15 protein-coding genes and 1 pseudogene are annotated in these 17,375 nt (G+C 56.6%); 4 read left to right on the forward strand and 12 right to left on the reverse strand.

All coding sequences use genetic code 11. From position 1 onward, the window contains the following. Nucleotides 1-25 precede the first annotated feature (25 nt). The 6 genes from SLH49_RS20785 to SLH49_RS20810 form a co-directional block, all read right to left on the reverse strand. Nucleotides 26-1,051, reverse strand: a complete 1,026-nt coding sequence (locus tag SLH49_RS20785; protein ID WP_320271064.1) for an ABC transporter substrate-binding protein — start codon at nucleotides 1,049-1,051, stop codon at nucleotides 26-28. 103 nt (nucleotides 1,052-1,154) lie between these two features. Further along, on the reverse strand, nucleotides 1,155-2,204 hold the full coding sequence (locus SLH49_RS20790) for an iron ABC transporter permease (protein ID WP_320271065.1): 1,050 nt from the start codon (nucleotides 2,202-2,204) through the stop codon (nucleotides 1,155-1,157). After that, on the reverse strand, nucleotides 2,201-3,199 hold the full coding sequence (locus SLH49_RS20795) for an iron ABC transporter permease (RefSeq protein WP_320271066.1): 999 nt from the start codon (nucleotides 3,197-3,199) through the stop codon (nucleotides 2,201-2,203). The genes SLH49_RS20790 and SLH49_RS20795 overlap by 4 nt, the downstream gene beginning before the upstream one ends. After that, nucleotides 3,196-4,026 (reverse strand): ABC transporter ATP-binding protein, encoded by an 831-nt coding sequence (locus SLH49_RS20800; RefSeq protein ID WP_320271067.1) that lies wholly within the window; start codon nucleotides 4,024-4,026, stop codon nucleotides 3,196-3,198. Before SLH49_RS20800 ends, SLH49_RS20795 begins: the two co-directional genes overlap by 4 nt. Continuing rightward, on the reverse strand, nucleotides 4,026-5,729 hold the full coding sequence (locus tag SLH49_RS20805) for an ABC transporter ATP-binding protein (protein ID WP_320271068.1): 1,704 nt from the start codon (nucleotides 5,727-5,729) through the stop codon (nucleotides 4,026-4,028). The genes SLH49_RS20800 and SLH49_RS20805 overlap by 1 nt, the downstream gene beginning before the upstream one ends. Before the next feature lie 340 nt (nucleotides 5,730-6,069). Further along, entirely contained in the window at nucleotides 6,070-6,477 is a 408-nt protein-coding gene (locus SLH49_RS20810; RefSeq protein ID WP_320271069.1) for a hypothetical protein, read from the reverse strand. Nucleotides 6,478-6,673: 196 nt separating this feature from the next. Between SLH49_RS20810 and SLH49_RS20815 the strand changes: the two genes are divergently transcribed. Next, nucleotides 6,674-7,297 carry a hypothetical protein gene (locus tag SLH49_RS20815; protein WP_320271123.1) on the forward strand — a complete coding sequence of 208 codons (624 nt, stop codon included), beginning with the start codon at nucleotides 6,674-6,676 and terminating at the stop codon, nucleotides 7,295-7,297. Nucleotides 7,298-7,374: 77 nt separating this feature from the next. Here SLH49_RS20815 and SLH49_RS20820 read toward each other — a convergent pair whose 3' ends face one another. Both SLH49_RS20820 and SLH49_RS20825 read right to left on the reverse strand, forming a co-directional pair. Beyond that, nucleotides 7,375-8,472: a tRNA-dihydrouridine synthase gene (locus SLH49_RS20820; protein WP_320271070.1), complete on the reverse strand. Its 1,098-nt coding sequence runs from the start codon at nucleotides 8,470-8,472 to the stop codon at nucleotides 7,375-7,377. A gap of 372 nt (nucleotides 8,473-8,844) precedes the next feature. After that, a complete protein-coding gene (locus SLH49_RS20825) occupies nucleotides 8,845-9,375 on the reverse strand; it encodes a DUF2799 domain-containing protein (protein ID WP_320271071.1) in 531 nt (176 codons plus the stop codon). Between the two features lie 260 nt (nucleotides 9,376-9,635). Between SLH49_RS20825 and SLH49_RS20830 the strand changes: the two genes are divergently transcribed. Together SLH49_RS20830 and SLH49_RS20835 are read left to right on the forward strand one after the other, a co-directional pair. Further along, the gene (locus SLH49_RS20830) at nucleotides 9,636-10,511 is read left to right on the forward strand and encodes an AraC family transcriptional regulator (RefSeq protein WP_320271072.1); all 876 of its coding nucleotides are present in this window, start codon (nucleotides 9,636-9,638) and stop codon (nucleotides 10,509-10,511) included. A 72-nt stretch (nucleotides 10,512-10,583) separates the two neighbouring features. Continuing rightward, entirely contained in the window at nucleotides 10,584-12,740 is a 2,157-nt protein-coding gene (locus SLH49_RS20835; RefSeq protein ID WP_320271073.1) for a TonB-dependent siderophore receptor, read from the forward strand. 62 nt (nucleotides 12,741-12,802) lie between these two features. Here SLH49_RS20835 and SLH49_RS20840 read toward each other — a convergent pair. From SLH49_RS20840 to SLH49_RS20850, 3 genes and pseudogenes are all read right to left on the reverse strand, one after another. Then, nucleotides 12,803-13,210, reverse strand: a pseudogene (locus SLH49_RS20840) (Tn3 family transposase); the annotation flags it as partial. Nucleotides 13,211-13,422: 212 nt separating this feature from the next. Continuing rightward, a complete protein-coding gene (locus tag SLH49_RS20845; RefSeq protein WP_320271074.1) occupies nucleotides 13,423-13,809 on the reverse strand; it encodes a transposase in 387 nt (128 codons plus the stop codon). 320 nt (nucleotides 13,810-14,129) lie between these two features. After that, nucleotides 14,130-16,268, reverse strand: coding sequence for a plasmid recombination protein (locus SLH49_RS20850; protein WP_320271075.1), 2,139 nt, complete (start codon nucleotides 16,266-16,268; stop codon nucleotides 14,130-14,132). Nucleotides 16,269-16,654: 386 nt separating this feature from the next. Between SLH49_RS20850 and SLH49_RS20855 the strand changes: the two genes are divergently transcribed. Beyond that, on the forward strand, nucleotides 16,655-16,885 hold the full coding sequence (locus tag SLH49_RS20855) for a hypothetical protein (protein WP_320271076.1): 231 nt from the start codon (nucleotides 16,655-16,657) through the stop codon (nucleotides 16,883-16,885). 161 nt (nucleotides 16,886-17,046) lie between these two features. Here SLH49_RS20855 and SLH49_RS20860 read toward each other — a convergent pair whose 3' ends face one another. Further along, on the reverse strand, nucleotides 17,047-17,265 hold the full coding sequence (locus tag SLH49_RS20860; RefSeq protein WP_320271077.1) for a hypothetical protein: 219 nt from the start codon (nucleotides 17,263-17,265) through the stop codon (nucleotides 17,047-17,049). Nucleotides 17,266-17,375: the final 110 nt, after the last annotated feature.

The following is a 17,375-nucleotide window of genomic DNA, read 5'->3' on the forward strand; positions in this document are numbered from 1 at the left end:
AAGAGGACACACCCGGCTTTGCGTACTAAAAGTCGCCAAGGTTCTCGACGCCGGCGGACAGGATTTCATCCACTTGTTTCAAAACGCCGATTTGCGATTGCAGCAGGTGGTAGGTCCAGGTGTTGCTGTCGACGCGGTAAATCTGCCCTGCCTGATGCGCGGCTGTTTGACTGAGCACCAGCATCAGGTCGTCTTCCAAAGGTTCGGCGTCGTAGCGACCCGCAAAGATCAGATCAGCGGCGTAGTCAGGCAAGACTTCCAGAGAGACGGTGGCATATCCCTTGCCAGGTTCTTCGCCGATACCCTGCGCTGTCGCATTGGTCATGGCGTCTGATGGCTTTATCCCCAGATCGCTCATCACGCCGTTATAGGAGTAGGTAAACCACTTTTCTTGATCGTACATGTAAGGCGTGTAGTCACTGAATGTGTCTAGGAAGGTCCATTCGAGGTCCGGAATGATCTCGGCGTGGCGTGCCTTCACATCCGCCAGTAGGGCTTCATATTCCGCCAGCTGCGCGTCGAATTGCTCTTCAAGGCCAACAAGTGACGCCACAAATCGCTGCTTGGCGTAGCGTTCGCCGAGATGCGCCCCTTCGCCATAGGCATCAAGGCCGAACACGTTGAACCGGGGATGGATTGAAATCGTTGGCGCGATCAATGCCTGCTTTTCCAGCAGAGCTATGCCGTCATCGCTCTGTCGGAACCATCCAACGATCAGATCAGGTTCCAAGGTAGCAATTGCCTCAAGATCAGGATCGCCGCTGTCTCCCACAATGGTGACTTGGCCGAGGTCGCCTACATCACCACCGATGCCGTTCAGGGTCTGGACCACGTTTGAATGATAGCCCCAGGTCATGCCGGTCGGCACATAGCCAAGCGAAGTGAACATGGCCGTGACCTCTTCGATCCCGGTAATCACAACGCGTTGTGGGTCCGCGGGGATCTCAACCCTCCGATCCAGATCGTCAGTGATCGTGCGCGTGCTGTCTGCGAAAGTTGACGCAGCCGAAAGGGTGATTGCAGTCGCAAGAACTACAGGGAAGACTCTCATCAGTTCTATCCTTTTGGAGTTGTGTTTGCTGGGTCGCGCTGGACGCGCTGCCTTGCGGATTGGCTACAGGGCGCCCCGTTTCGGGGTCTGTCTTATTGGCGCGTCAGAGCTGGCTGCGCGCTTGCGTCCGCAGGATCAGGAACACGAAGACCGGCACGCCGATGATGGCGGTGACCAGACCTGCGGGTATTTGGATCGGGGCAAACGCGGCGCGACCCGCGAAGTCGGCAAGGCCGACCATAAGCGCACCGGTGAGGGCGGTGAGTACAAGGTGCAGACCGACGCCGGAATGGGCGAGCCTCCCGGCCAGATGTGGCGCTACGAGCCCCACAAAGCCAAGCGGACCAACAGCGGCAACAGCTGTCGCGGCCAGGCTGACGGCGAGGATCACGAGGCCCCAGCGGGCAACGCGGACCCGAATGCCAAGGCCGGTGGCTACATCCTCGCCGAACCGGATCGCTGACAAAGGGCGTGCCGCGAAAAAGAGGGCCGGCATGACGATGCAAGCCGTCGCCGTGAGCCAGCGCACCTCGTCCCAGCCGACGGAGTGGACAGACCCTGCAAGCCAGCCAAGGGCTGACATCGCCCGGTCGATATCGCCATAGGTGAGCAATGCTTGTGTGAAGGATGAGATCAGTGCGGCGACACCGATCCCCATCAGGATGAAGCGCAACGTCTCTCCGCCACGATGCGATGATGCCGCTGCAAGGATGATCGCGGCGACGGTCAGCGATCCACCAAAGGCGAGCATCGGGCGCCAGAAATAGCCCATTGTCGGTGCGAGGATGGTGACCGACACGACGACTAGAGCTGCCCCTTGACTGACGCCGACAAGGCTCGGGTCAGCCAACGGGTTGCGGGTGACATATTGCAGGGCCGCCCCCGACAGGGCGAGGAATGCGCCGACGATGAACGCGACAAGTGTACGCGGAAAGCGGAATTCCCACACCACCGTTGATGCCGTATCAGAGGGTGGGTCGCCAAAGAGCGTTGCCCAGACTTCAGCACTGGTCATTGGGTAGCTGCCGGTCATCAGACTCCAGGTCAGCACGCCGACAATGGCCAACACCAACGCACAACTCACCATCAGCGCCTTCATCGGAACCTGCAGAGCGACGCGCCCGCCGAACCCTTCCAGCGTGGTCATGCTCATAGCTTTGTCCTTACCAGCCAGATGAACATGGGTGCGCCGAGCATTGTGGTCACAATGCCGGTTGAGATTTCGATGGGGGCGAGGACCACGCGCGCTGCGATATCGACGACGATGACATAGCCCGCGCCCACGATGGCCGAGAAGGGGACGATCAGCCGGTAGTCGGAGCCGACAAAGAGCCGCACGACATGTGGGATGACGAGCCCAACAAACCCCAGCGGACCGGCGACAGACACTGCGGCAGCGGTAAGGACGACTACCGCCGCGAGCGAGATGAACTTGATCTTCACTGTATCAACGCCGAGGCCGGCCGCGGTTTCCTCTCCCATCGCCAGCGCGGTGACCTGTCGCGCGATGACCATGGCGGCGACTAAACCAGTAATAAACCATGGCAGCGCCCAGAGATAGGTCTCCATATCGCGTCCGGCGAGAGAGCCGGAAAGCCAAACCCGGAAGTTGCGGAAGGCATCTTCGTTGAGCAAGATCGCCGCGCTCTCGATGGCGTAGAGGAAACCGCCAACAGCGGCACCTGACAGGATCAGTGTCAGCGGTGTCGCGCCACCGGGAGCCGCGCTTGCGATGGTCCAGACCAACACCGCGCCGATCAACGCGCCAATTGCAGCGAAGAGCGGGACATAAGCCGTGCCCGCAAGCCCGAACCAGCCAATCCCGATGATTACCGCAAAGGTCGCCCCCGCCATTAAGCCTAGAATGCCCGGTTCCGCCAGCGGATTGCGGGTGACGCCTTGCATCAGTGCCCCGGCCACGGACAAGGCTGCGCCGACACTAATCGCAAAGATCGCGCGAGGCATGCGCAGATCGCGGACGACAACATGGTCGAATACCCCGTCTTCCGGTGCCACCAGCGCCTGCCAGACGGTGCCAAGCGGAATCGCTTTCGCGCCGACCGAGATGTGCCAGAGAAACGCAAAGAGCACACCCGCAATGCAAAGCCAGAACCCAGTGGCGGCAAATATGGTGCGGGTTGCGTTCATTCGGCGGCGCTCTGCAATGGAACGACCTGCTCGGACGTGCGCGGCAGGCAGACCGGGCGCCCTGTGGCCGGGTCTGCGATCACATCAGAGCGCAAATCGAAGACGGCGCGCAGTTCTTCCGGCTTGATCACCTCCGCGCCGCTGCCCTGTGCCACGATCTGCCCGTCCCGCATCATCACGATCCGGTCGGCGAAGGCGGCAGCGAGGTTCAACTCGTGCAGGACCAGCACCATGGTGCGGCCATCCTCGTGCACAATGCGGGACAAAAGCGCCATCAGATCAACCTGCACTTTGAGGTCGAGGAACGTCGTGGGCTCATCCAGCAGCAAAAGCGGCGTATCCTGTGCCAGCACCATAGCAAGCCAACAGCGCTGCCGCTGTCCGCCGGACAAGGAATGCACTGGGCGTTCTGCGAAGTCCTCCAGATCGGTCAGGCGCATCGCCCGTTCGACGGCCTCCCGATCTCCCGGAGACCATTGGCGGAACAGGGTCTGGTGCGGAAAGCGGCCTTGCGCGACGAGTTCGGTGACGCTCAGGCCTTCGGGTGCCACCGGCCCTTGCGGCAGTATGGCCAGCCGCGTTGCAACATCGCGCGTGGCATAGGACGTGATGGGCTGGCCTTCCAGCGTCACATGGCCTGATTTAGGCTTCAGGATGCGGGCAAAAGCCTTGAGCAGCGTCGATTTTCCGCAACCATTGGGACCAACCAGCGCGGTGATCTGGCCAGCGGCAATGTCCAGATCAATGTTTTTCAATATGGTTGTATCGCCATAGCCTACTGACAACCCATTGGCCGTCAGTGGTGATGCTGGGAACTCACTGGTCATTATGCGGCACTCTCCTGTGCTTGCAAAAGCCGGGCATAGGCCCCTGCCTCGTGTGCGATCTGGTCATGCGCGCCCAGTTGGATCAGCCTGCCGTTTTCGAGAACCGCGATCCTGTCTGCCCGGCGGATGGTGGACAGACGATGGGCGATAACAATTGCGGTACGCCCGGCAAGAAGCTGATCCAGATTGTCCTGAATGGCCGCCTCGGTTTCCGTGTCAACAGCGCTTGTCGCTTCATCGAGGATCAGGATAGGCGCATTTTTCAAAAGGGCGCGGGCAATGGAAATCCGCTGTTTCTGCCCACCAGAAAGGCGAATGCCGCGTTCGCCCACAAGCGTTTCATATCCCTTGGGCAGATCGGTGATGAAGGCATGCGCGCCAGCGGCCTTCGCCGCTGACATGACCGCATCTTCATCCGCGTTCTGGCGTCCGAAACGGATGTTCTCCCGGATCGTGCCGTTGAAGAGGAAGACATCCTGCAAGACCATTGACGTGGCACCCCTGAGGTCTGCCAAGCGCAAGTCGCGCAAGTCAATCCCATCAAGCGCGATCTTGCCCTCCGCCACGTCGTAGAACCGCGCAATCAAGTGGGCAAGTGTGGACTTGCCAGCGCCCGTTGCACCGATCACCGCAAGGGTCTCTCCCGGTTGGATGGCAAGCGTCACGTCCTGCAAGACGGGTGTGTCCGCACGATAGGCAAAGCTGACATTCTCAAGCGCAATCGCGCCGCGAACCGGTTGGGGCAGCGGCGTCGGTTTTGCTGGATCCGCCACCTCGGGCGCGGTATCAAGCAGGTTGTTCACACGTTTCAGGCTGGAAAGACCGCGCTGAACAGCTTCTGTCGCATCGACCACCGTGAAAAGGGGCTGGTAGAGCGTGACAATGTAAAGAATGAAAGCGACCAGATCCGCGACAAGGATTTCGCCCATCAGCGCCATCCGCCCGCCAACAAGAACAACAAGCGCGGTGGACACGCCAATCGCCCCTTCAACAGCCGGATCAAATGGCGCGATAAGTGTCCGCGACCTGATTTGTCGTCGTGCCAGGAAATCCGATTTGCGCTGAAAACTGTGGCGCGTTGCGTGCTCTTGATTAAAGATCTGGATTTCACGGATGCCGCTGACGTGATCCTGAACAAGGGCCGCCAATTGCCCTTCGCGGTCCGCTTCATTATCGAAAGACGGGATCGCCTTGCGACCGACCTTGACCATAATGAAAAGTGCAACAGGCAGCGGGATGAGCGCCAGTAGCGTCAGAAGCGGTGACAGGTTGAAAAGGATGATCAGGATGCCAAAGGCAAGGATCATTGAGACCACGAAGCCATAAACCGCGTCGGCAATAACGGGTTCCAGCTTGAGCGTATCATCAATCACACGTTTGGTGATATCCCCCGATTTGCGTGCGGCAAACCAACTGGGCGACAGCCGTTGCAGATGGGCATAGACCGCGTCGCGCAAATCGCGACATGTATTGAAAGCGACAACATGCGAGTAGTGAAATACCGCCGCCTCTGCCGTGCTTCGCCCGACATAGATGAGAACAAGACCAACCGCTATCCAGGTGAGGTTGCGTGTTGCATCCTGTGCGCCAGTTTCCACGATCAAAACGATCTCGCGCACAAGCCAAGGTGCCAAAAGACCCGTCGCTGTCACCGCAAGGATGGATAGCACGACCAGCGTCATGGTCTGGCGATAGGGCAGCATGAAAGTGACCAGTCGTCGCATAAGAATGCAGAATGCCGCGTTACCTTTGGCGGCATACCCCCAGATCTTTGGATTAAGTGTCTGGCTTGGGCGACTGCGCGATCGCGCAGCGATTCCCCTGGCTATTTCTGACCTTAATTGTCGGGTAAATCATGACGCAAGGGTAAGTGTCAATGCATCGCCTTTAGAGCGCGATCTGGTCACCTGCGCGGCCTGTTTCTGACGACTACCATCGACAACAGCACAGCGATCTTTTCTTCTGGTATACGACCCTTAGATAAGGACATCACGACCCTGGACCGGTGCAGCCCCATTTACCCCCGGGTGTTACAAACTAATCCTAAGGTCTTGCGGTTTCGGCGACCGGATCAATGCCGGTAATGCGTGATGAGCAATCTTCATGGGCTGAAAAGGATGTATCGATGCGGCATGCACCAACCACAAACTCGTAACGGGTTGCTTCGTCGCAAGGTGCGTGAGGTGCTTCGAACAAGGCTGACGCGCTTTCGCCGGGGCCGAGGTTCAGAAAGGAGGCACCGCGGCTTCTACCGATCTGTTCGTCCCCGATATACGACGCAACAAATCCGTTGATCTCGACCAAAGGTGCATCGCTTTGATTTGTCATGACAAGCGTGACGCCACAGTAATACTCACGAAAGCTGGTGCCGCTGAACTCTAAGAGGTAGTCGGTTTTGGCCGCCGACCCAATCATCGCAATGGTAATGGTGGTGAGCGAAAGCAACCTCATGACGTCCTCATTGCAGGCATTACATACGCGCCGCATCACTAACATATCGTGCTGGTGAGCAGAAGGTAGAAAGCACTACAGCGATGCACCCGCACGTCGCCGCGCCATTGAATACCAGCAAACCGCGTTACTTCAGATAAGATCTGGGGTGGGCGTGAAAAGGTGGGGTAGGCGTGGGGAGAAGCCGGTGTTCCAAATGATTTCACAGCTTTTTCAACGTCATCCGGCAGGGCCGGCGGATACATCCAAAGTTGAGGATACTGCCCAACTGAATGCGACCTTTGCGGAACGTCTGCGTGTGATCGACCGTGATCCTTACATTTGCATTGCGGATGAAAACTTACGCATCATCTCTGTATTTGATGATCTGCAGTATGATCGGGCGGATATGGATATGCTGTCGGGGCCCATGCGGCGGTGCGTGATCGAAAGGCTGGCGCCGCTTGGCTTTCGGCAAATCTCGGGTGGCGTTCTTGAAAACACGGCGGAGGGTATACGCATGCTGATGCCCAAATTCCGTGCATTGGGTGCCTCTCCGTTTGACGCAGCGCGCGACACGCCGCGCCGCAGTCAAGACTATTACATCCTGACCCCAACCCAGACGGCCTGCCATTTCGTGTCGCATTACGCGACCGGTGCCGCCATCGCAGCGATTGAGAAGCTGATTGTCCAACAGCCCGTTAATCTTCTGCGTTTGGCTGATTATCTTGAAAAGTCGGCAGAGCATCAGGCGTTTGCAGTTGATGTCGGTTATCTGCGGTACGTCCAGAAACAAGCGGTCGCATCCGAACCTTTACGAAGTCGCAGGGCGCTGCGCTGATGGCGCAGCAAGGCTGTTCTTACTTATGCTGAAAGCGTGCATGAGTTTCAGTAGAATTATCCCATCACTCGCCCGCTCTAAGCTGACTTTGCGTAACCGCCATTGTAGGCGTCGCTCTTTCTGCGGACCTGAGAATGCTCGACAATTCTCTCGCGTGCGATCCCCCGGAATTCTTCGATGGAAGAATACCCTTTGCGCTGCAGGTAATCGCTGAGATCGGTTTTCAATTCCTCAATAAGCTTGACGCCAACGCCACCGCTGCCTTTCTCTTCCATCGCCGCCGTGCAAACCTGCAGATTACCGGCACCGTGTACGATGAAATTGAACGCCTCACGAAACCCTCTGATCCCTCCAATGCCAGAGATTGCCTTGTCCGGGTAAGCTTTCGAAATATCGGAGACACGCTGTAGGGCCTGGTGAAGTATCGCCAAGCCGCCAAGCCCGCCAGACGTCACGAGGCCATCTACCTCGACCTCAAATTTCATCGTTTCCGGGTCCATCAAGGGCAAGGACGGGAATGTGTTGCAAAGCGAGATTGAGGCGGCCCCCGCCTCATAGGCGGCTCCGGCGGCATCGACGAGTGTAGATGTGGATGGCGTGAGTTTGACCCAAATCGGCACGCTGACCGCGCTGGTCACAGCTTGCAGGATTGATCGGATGATGTCTTCATCATTGGCGATGTTGGCCCCCATATCCTTGCGGTCCATGTGAGGACAGGACAGGTTCAACTCGATCGCGTCACACCCAACATTCACCACGGCTTTTGCCAGCTTGCGCCAGTTGTCCATTTCTTCTTCACCACCCGCACCGGCCATGATTGAGGCGATAAGCATGCGGTCGGGATAAGTCGTTTTGATCTCTTCGAGGTCGGGCAACCACAAATCTAGCGGCTGATCAGAGATCAGTTCCCAATTCCATGACGAATGGGACACAGTATCAGACCGCTTGTTGCGTGAAACATAGGGCTTCACCTCGCTTGCGCGCTGAAAGATCGTCTTGGGCCCGGCCACGTTTTCGACGTGGTGCAAACCAATCGTTTTGGTAACCACACCACCCCAACCGGATTCGAAGGCTTTTAAGATCTTGCGCTTGCTTTCGGTCGGCGGCGCAGAGGCCAACACGAATGGATTGACGAAGTCCAGACCGGTGAAACGTGTAGAAATCTCAGTTGGCATCACACATCCTCTATGATTTTGTCATGAGCAACGTCATTTTTTACCAAAGAGTCAATATTTATGCATCATCATAACCGGACCCCATTAGGAAAGGGCGATATTTAACGCATGTTGACCGAAACATGAGCGTTTGCAGGTCTCAACTTTACTGCCTCTGTGGGCCACCAATGCACTCCTGCTATGCGAGTGCTACGATACAACCAGTTTCTGGCAACTCTTGCGCACCTGGCGCGCATTTCAGCTGATGTGACCCAGCCGACTTACAAACGGTTGCCGTATCGCCCGCCGCATACCGGGCAATACGATTAAAACCATGGTTGCCCTTTCCTGTGCCATCTCACAGGAACCGGGTCGCCCCTGTCACATGGTTCGCTAATTGATCAGCGTAAGCAGCAGGAACCTCCTGTCCTCAAGTCGATCGATACGGCGATCAATATCGCGGATGTCGCGTTGGATTTCGCGCTGCGTGTCTTCATCAATATCTGTATCATCCTGGCGATCTCGGAGAGCATCACGGTCCTGCTCAAGCTCCTGTATCTGCAACCAGAGGCGGCGATCACGGAGGCCGATTAGATGGGGTTGCTGCATCAGCGACAATTCTTGCGGTGCGCAGGCGGAGGATAAATCCTCGCCGCGCTGCCCGACCTCGAAAGCATTGCGCGGCGTACAGTAATTGCGCAACCCTACGCGGTAACCCTCAAGCGCGCGGCCCTCACGGGGCAAGCTAGCGCTGCCGCGGCAAATGCCTGCCTCGTTCGCAATGACCGAGGATGATTTTCCGTCCAGCCCGGTTTGGTAGCCAAAGTCGTACCAGTTGATGTTGCTGCAATGGAGCTCGGTTATTTCAGCACAGCAGCTGAGTATTGCGAAAAGGGTTGGGAGGAAAATGAGACGCAATTGCATGGGAAACTCTCTGTGTGTTTGAGGAAAATCGTTGCGTCTCTCTGCACGACAACCTCAGGTTAGGCGAAGACGGGCTGGTGTTATCTGATGACAGAGTGTTGAGCGTGCCAACGGCACCTGATGATGGAAGGGCGTGTCCGGTTGCGTCTGAGGCCGCCGCACCAATGCTTCAGCCAAGTCGAGGCTGTTGACTTCATCGTTTCAAAAGTTAACCTTGGTTAGCCAGCCAGACAGCGCAGCCAATAACAACAGGTAGCGCAATGTCTTTTCATCCTAAAATGTATGCTAAAACTACGGGTTTCGTCCCGGTGGACGACCTTCGGTTTCTTTTGCTCGACAAAATGGTCATCGATTACTGGAAAGTGCGTAGCCAGAAAGGCGCAAGCGGCACCTATGCCTCACTTCATCCACGCCTGACACTGTTATTTGGTGACGTAAATCTAGCTTTTTCGAGCGCGGCCTGGACTGGCGAGATTTCCTGCACAGCCTGCTATGTGCCTGCAGGGCTACACCTGAATGGTGCAATGAAAATCGCTGCAAGTTTTCGGCATCTCGACATCCATATGCACCGCGATTATCTGACCAATCGCCTGGGCAAGGCAGTAGATTTGCAAAGACCTGCATTTCTTTCGAAGAACGCTCAGATCACCGCATTCGGAGCGCTGCTTGCGCAAGAGTGCGAAAATCGCACGCGAAGTGACAGGCATCTTTACGCACTTGTCGATGCAATGATGCTGGAGGTTTTTCATCAACGAGACGCGCACCAGCCAAATGCAGTTGACCTGGGCTGGCTGGAACGGACGAAATCATACATCATTGCAAACCTCGGACAGCAGATTACGGTCGATGATCTGGCCTGTTGCGCCAACCTGTCGCGAACACAGTTCAACCAGAAATTTCGGGCGGAAACGGGTTGTTCCCCCTATCAGTGGGTCAAGCGTCGCCGGATCAGAGAGGCGCAGCGCATGATGGCAAAAGGCCATGCGCTTGTAGAGATTGCGGATGCTATGGGTTTTGCTGACCAGGCCCATTTCAACCGCACGTTTAAATCAGTGATTGGCACCGCGCCCAGCCGTTGGATTATCGAACAGATGCCAGCATTTATTGGGCCGAACGTTCAAGACAATCGGACCTGACCGACCTTATCAGCATTCCCAAAATTCTGCGTTCTTTGATCAGAACGTTGCTTATTGCGGGGGAATGCTATCATGAAAACGACGAATGCTACACGCACGTCCATGCGATCTGCGACGGCAATGATCCTTTTGGTATCAACAAGCCCGCTGGCTTTCGCGCAATCTGACGAAGACTTTGTCGACCTCGGCACACTTGTCCTCAGAAATCAGGAGGACGCAACCGGACCGGTCGACGGTGACAGGAACCCACCCACGATCACCGGATCGAAAATCCCCTTGCAACTGAACGAGATACCGCAATCTGTTTCTGTCCTTGGCCGTGAGGATATTGATCGCTTCAACGCCACGCGCGTATCCGAGGTGCTCAGGTATACCGCCGGTGTCACCACGGATGTATTCGGTAACGACACAGACTATGACTGGCTGCGCATTCGCGGTTTTCAAGCTGACCAGACCGGCATCTATCTCGACAACGCGCAAAACCTCGCCTTCGCCTTTGGGTCTTTCTATATTGACCCCTACACATTGGAACGGATCGAGGTACTGCGCGGTCCGTCTTCAGCACTTTACGGCGGATCGAACCCGGGTGGGATCGTCAACTATGTCTCAAAACGGCCCGGTGAACGTGTGCGCGAGCTGACTTTCGGTATCAACGACGCGACAGCAGCCTGGGTCGAATTCGATTATGGGGACGCGCTTGAAAACGGCAGCGCCTATCGTGTCACGGGTCGTATCGAAGGCGGCGACAAGTATGATGAGTTCAATAACGGCGTGCGCGGCACGCTGGCGCCGTCCTTAAAGTTCACCACCGACGGCGGCACCGAACTCACATTCCTCGCAAATCTGCATATCGCTGACGAGCAGCATACCGGCTCAACGTTCCTGCCCTACTTCGGCACTGTTGAGCCAACAGCTGAGTACGGAGTGATCGACCCGGACGTGAACTTCTCAGATCCCGACTGGGACGTTTATGAACGCAATCAGCTTTCACTTTCTTCGATCATTGAGCGCAGCTTTGACAACGGCTTTACGTTTACCGGGATCGGTCGGGTCGGCTTTGCAAGCGTTGAAGAGCGGTATTACTACCCCAACGGATATCCACCCAGCTTTCCGGCCAGCCCGACGCCAACTGACGCCGATGGCACGCTCAATCTGATCGCTTTTGAACATGATACCGAAGTCCGGACGGCGCAGGTCGACCTTCGCTTTTATGGTGAGATTGACGCAGGTCAGATCACCCATGATGTGCTCTTCGGTCTCGACGCGCGCCGCTATGAACTGGATGAGACCCAGGCTGCGGCTGTCACAACGACGCTTCCTGTGGACCCGGTTGCGCCAGGCGAGCCCACAATCGGTGATCCCTATCGCGACGGCGTGACAGAACAAGAGCAGATCGGCCTTTACGTTCAGGACCAGATCAGATGGGGTCAAGGGTGGATAGGTACGCTCAATCTGCGCCATGACTGGGTTGAAAGCGATCAATCCGTGCGCTCTGGCTTTGGCTCCGCATTCAGCCGATCCGATGATGAAACCTCTTGGCGCGCGGCGCTAGCCTATGAGGCCGACAATGGCCTCACGCCATATGTCTCGGTCAGCAGCTCATTCGATGCGCGGATCCTCTCGGAAGCCGACGGTGTGACAAAGCCAGAGACGGCAGAGCAGATCGAGGCCGGGCTTAAATGGGCACCAGAGGATGGCAATTTCGCCATCACGGCATCGCTTTACCAGATCGACCGCGACAACGTTGTGGTCGGCACCTTTGCACCATTCAATCAGCTGGGTGAAGTGCGGTCGCGCGGTGTCGAACTCGAAGGTGTTTACGACTTCCAGAACGGTCTGACCGTGGCAGGTGCCGCAAGCTTCATAGATCAGGAGATCACCGAGGACCAAAATGCCGATTTGATTGGCAACACACCGACGCTTGTGCCGGAACGCGAAGTCTCTGCCCGCGTGAACTACGCATTCGCAGATGCGCTGGACGGCCTGACATTGGGCGCAGGCGTGCGGCACCGCGGGATCAGCTTCGCCGATGAGGCGAATACGCTAGAGGTTCCAAGTTCAACTATCTATGATCTTTACGGCGGCTATGCATTTAACGAGATCGTATCCGCGAATTTGGTCGTATCAAACGTTTCTGATGAGGTTTACGTCACCGGATGCCAGAGTGAGTTTGTTTGTTCATATGGCAGTGGACGCGAAGTCAGCTTGGCCCTCACCTCACGCTGGTAAAAGTAAGCAGAGGCAAAAGGGGGTAGACTCCGGCTGAGTGCAGAATAGTACGTTAAGGCGGGTCACGGTCGGTTTTTCCACCTATATTCGCCGGTGAGCAGGATATGCGCCCATCCGAGGGGTGAGATGTGCGACAGAAGGGCTGGTGAGCAGTCGATGCCAGCTTGATTTCTTGCAGCGACAGCGTGGCCGAGGTGCTTTGTATTCCAGTAGATGATGATCGCTGCGAGGAGATTCAGACCCGCCATGCGGTAATGCTGGCCTTCGGTGGTACGATCCCTGATTTCGCCCTGACGACCGATGCGCAGTGCATTTTTCAAAGCATGATGCGCCTCTCCTTTGTTGAGACCGATCTGAGCGCGCCGGTGCATGTCAGCATCGAGCAGCCAGTCAATGATGAACAGTGTCCGCTCTATGCGCCCGATTTCACTCAGGGCTACAGCCAGCTCATGCTGCCGCGGGTAAGGTGCGATCAGTGCGTCAGCGCCGAGGCCTGCGATGAAGGTCTGCGTTCCCCAAGATCCAAAGGGCGTATCCATCACCAGCCGCGCGCCCCGTTGTGACCATCCACGCTGGCGGGTCAGGTTCGTTTTGACAGAGGTTTCGTCAATGAAGACAACACATTCCGGTCGGGCTGCGACCGCTGATAGGCGGTATCTGACCCAGTCCTCGCGCTGTTTCCTTACCTTTGCACGGCGTCGCTCGGTCGCGACCAGCGTCTTTTTTTATACGTGAAGCCAAGCTTGCGCAGGAACCGACCAATCGCATCCGGGTGCGCCTGAACGCCGGTTGCATCCGCCAGTGCTCCGGCCAGTTCGGGCATGGTCATGTCACCGTCTTGATCAATCAATTCGATCAGAAATGAGCGATGCGGATCAAGCTTGCCTTTACCGCGTGGGCGTCCCTGCGGCGCAGCTCTGGCCTGTCCAGTACGCCGGATCGCAAGACCCCACCGCGCTCCGGTGGCGGGCGAGAGCTTCAAGCGCAACGCCGCCGCGCGCCCGCTCAACCCCTCCTCAACCAGTTTCTGAAAACGCGCCCGAAGTGCATCTGATAAAGGTGCTGACATGATCCATCCTCCCAAACAGGATGAATCACAAATCAGCGACTACGGGAATCCTCCACGATTCAGGTTTTGCGTCGGGCGCTTTAGGCGCTGCCTCTTCGATAATCTCTTGTTTGTGGTGTTTCTGACGCTGAAACTTGGATCTCGTTGATCGTGCAGCGATTGGCCTTTCACCGGCATCGAGCGTCGAGTTCGGGTCGCATTAGGCTGACTGGAGCATTTGATGAGGGTGCCATGGTCTTCTGTAAGCCGACCCCGGCCCCGAGAAGCGTAGTCGACATCTTGGATGCCGCATTGCATCCGAGGTATGCAGCAATCGCACGCTACATCGTAAGCCCTGAACTGACGGTTGTCGCATTGTAGTCATCCTGTGCCTTGAGTGCTGCCCCGAGCTTGGTTTGAGTATCCTCGGGGAGGTCGAGGAATTGTCTTGCAAGCGGAGGAATGCTGCGTTGCTGATGCTGAGCGCGTTGTTGCGCGATGTGTTTAGCAAGTGCATTTTCGTTTTCGTCGCGGAGGAACAGCGGCACATTGTTCTCACGATCAATCAGTTTCATTGCCCTAACCATTCTGTGTTGGTGACCGAACGGGAGCGCGCAGACTTCGCGCCAACGATCACGGATGTCGCGAGAGAATGTGGGAAAAGATATGTCGCTCGATTTAAGGCGGTGTTCCAGTTCAGACGTATATGCTTCACCTTGCAGACGCAGGGTGAGCCTCATGAGTGATCTTGTGTCCGCAGTATCGTTCTCCATCCATTGGTTTATCCACGTCTTTGCACTTCGCGTGTCGTCTTCGTTCGGCGTGATGTCCTGCAGCTCACTCAACCAGTTTTGTAACGCCTCATAGGCCGGTCGGGCAGGGGCCAGTGCTTCATCAAGCCTCGCAAACTCATAAGACAGTTCGGCATGTTCATCGTAGGCTTTCGTTGCAGCGGCCTCGGCATCCATTGTTTCTTGCCTCATGGCCGCAAGACGTCGGCCTGCGTCTGCCAGTGCTTGCTCTGCGGTTTCGGTGGCCTCTGCAATCGCTACTGTCCTGTTCCTTAAATCGGTCAGTTGCCGATGTTGTGTTCGCCAACATTGGGCGAAACCTTGGATACTCTTGAAGACGCTGCGGACGAGATCTTTGAGTTGGGAGGGAAGGGGGATCGGCACACCCGTCGAAGAGTGGAGTGAAAAGAACTCCAACTTCAGACCGTGGGTCACATTTCCGCCGCGCGCGGCGATCCAGTCGGTTGTGGATGGGCTGGCGGGCAGTTGATCCCTGCTGATTGTCGTGTCGAAACTACGATCAAGCGCGCGCTGCAAAGCAAGCTCAACTTTGGATGTGAACAGCGCGAACCACGAAACCTGATCTTCGATCTCTCTTTTTTGCCGTTCCAGTCGTTCTTCGTCTCGCGCGAGTTTCTCTACTCTTGCCGACAGTTTAGCTGTCTGCTCCGCCGCGCGTTGTTCGGCATCGTATTTGGCATTGGCTTCGATGCGCGCGGCGACTTTCTGACCTGCCGCCATCGTTATCTTTGAAATGCGTACGGCTTCTTCGGTTGCAGACCGAAGTTCCTCACGAACGATCTCAGCGCATTGCTCTTCGAATGCGGCTTTATCTTGTTCGAACTTGCGGCGTTCCTCGGCAAGCTCCGCTCGCTCTTCCTCAAGCGCGTCAAGTGCTTCCAGTCGCTCGGTTTCCAGATCTTCAAGGTGCTTTTTCTTATGCTTCGGTTCGGGGTACTGCGCCGGCTCGAAAGATGCCAGCGAATACTCCAACCCAAGAGGCTTCAGTGCATCAGCATAGGACTGACGCAGATGACCAAAGCTGTTGTATCGTCCGAGAACTTCGTTGGACGACCAGCTCAGCGTTTTGGTGCCGGGGGCAGTTTTCCAATCCTCGCATCGCTGCAAAAACGCTTCGTCGGACTCGCCTGGTTTCTTCCGATCCGGCTTGCGCGGCCGTTTCAGATAGGTCGGACAGATGGCGAGATGGACATGCGGTGTGGTTTCATCTCCGTTGTAGATTGCTGATACGAGGTCGTCTCCGAAGGTCTCTTTCATCCAGGCTTTGGTGCGTGCTTTCCATGCTTCCAGACGCTCAGGATCCTCTTGTCCAGGTGGTTCACCGTTGGGTCGAAAATACTCCGGTGAAGCTCCCAGTATGATTGTGCAAAAGGGGGATGCCGAGGAGTTCTTGTGGGTTGGCTCGACGACATCTGAAAGATAGGTGTTGACGTCATTGAGGATATGCATGCCTGATCCGACCCACACTTCGTTCAGGTTAACGCGGGACAGATCGATTGCAGACCAGCCATCAGGACTCCGTTTGGTTTGGTGTAAAGTTGCACCTTTCAGGTTGGCACGAGATGCTTGTCGGAAGTTGGTGACAATAGAGCCCGTTCCCGCCAACGCGCGCTCTTTTTTCTGGCGCGGGCCACGAGGGGCACGGGGTTTTCGGGGGCGTCTGGCCATTGTATCAATCCAAAACGTAACCGGTGTTTGTGCAGGTATCGGAGTTTATTGCTCATAATGAAACTCCGACTACGTCTGAGTGTCAATGAGGATCATGGGGAACTGCTTTGCAGCCTCCCCCCGACACCCCCAGGCATCCACTCACTCCGCTTGTGTGATGGTCAGGGCAGGCCCCGACACCCCAGCGCTTCGCGCCGATCCATTCGGATTGTAGCTGTTGTGATGCCCCACCCAGAGCCGCCATCTCATCAGCAACTTGGTTGTCTCGGCGCCCGTTGGGCGACGCAAAACCCATCCTTCCCCTGCCTCATGTGGGGGCGATGTCAGGACGGGTTCTGCAAGTGCTAGTTGTCCGCTAAGCTGGGGCAAATTGAGGAGAGCGATGTATGCGGATTTTGATGACAACGGTTTTTTTGAGCGGTAGCCCGGTGCTGGCGGGGTGCGATGCCCCAGCTGATGATCCGGTCGCGAGAAGCCCCGCGCTGGTGACGGAGGCCGTGCAGTTTGAGGGCTCCGATGTGCAGGTAACGTGGGATCCGGCAGCAAAGGTATCGTCGACACTGATACATGACAGCAGGGTTTCGATCGAATCGACAACAACACTGCCGCTGATCTAATTGCAGAAGCCACAGGTTGTGATGCCGATCCATGGGTCACCAGTTTCCCGGATGCCCTGGACGGATTGCGCGCCATATCCGTTCCTGTACGCTGTGGGTAGACGTCAGGTCTATCGCATCTCTTGAAACGGTTCGAAGCTGAGCGGCGCTGCCCGGAGACGTTAAGGATCGGAGGGCGTCGCGGCGTTGTCCGAGTCCTCAGGGTCGTCGCCATAGATGAGTTCGTACAAACCATTTTTCATCATTCTGCGGGCGTTTGTGACACGGATGAGGGCATGATCAATAGTTGTTGCCTCGCCGGTTGCGTAGGCGTACCGCAGTAGCGCAGCTTGCAGATCGACGCTCTCGCATAGGGCACGGTCGGATGGTTCTTCTGTCATATTGAGGTCTCCTGTTTCGGTTGGGGCGCGCGTCTGTTGATGAGATAGTGGGCGCTATTCTCATCAAGATTGGGATATTTTTGATCGGATTACGGCGTGGTAGGTTTGCC

Source organism: Cognatiyoonia sp. IB215446 (assembly GCF_033963825.1).
Classification (GTDB): Bacteria; Pseudomonadota; Alphaproteobacteria; order Rhodobacterales; family Rhodobacteraceae; genus Yoonia.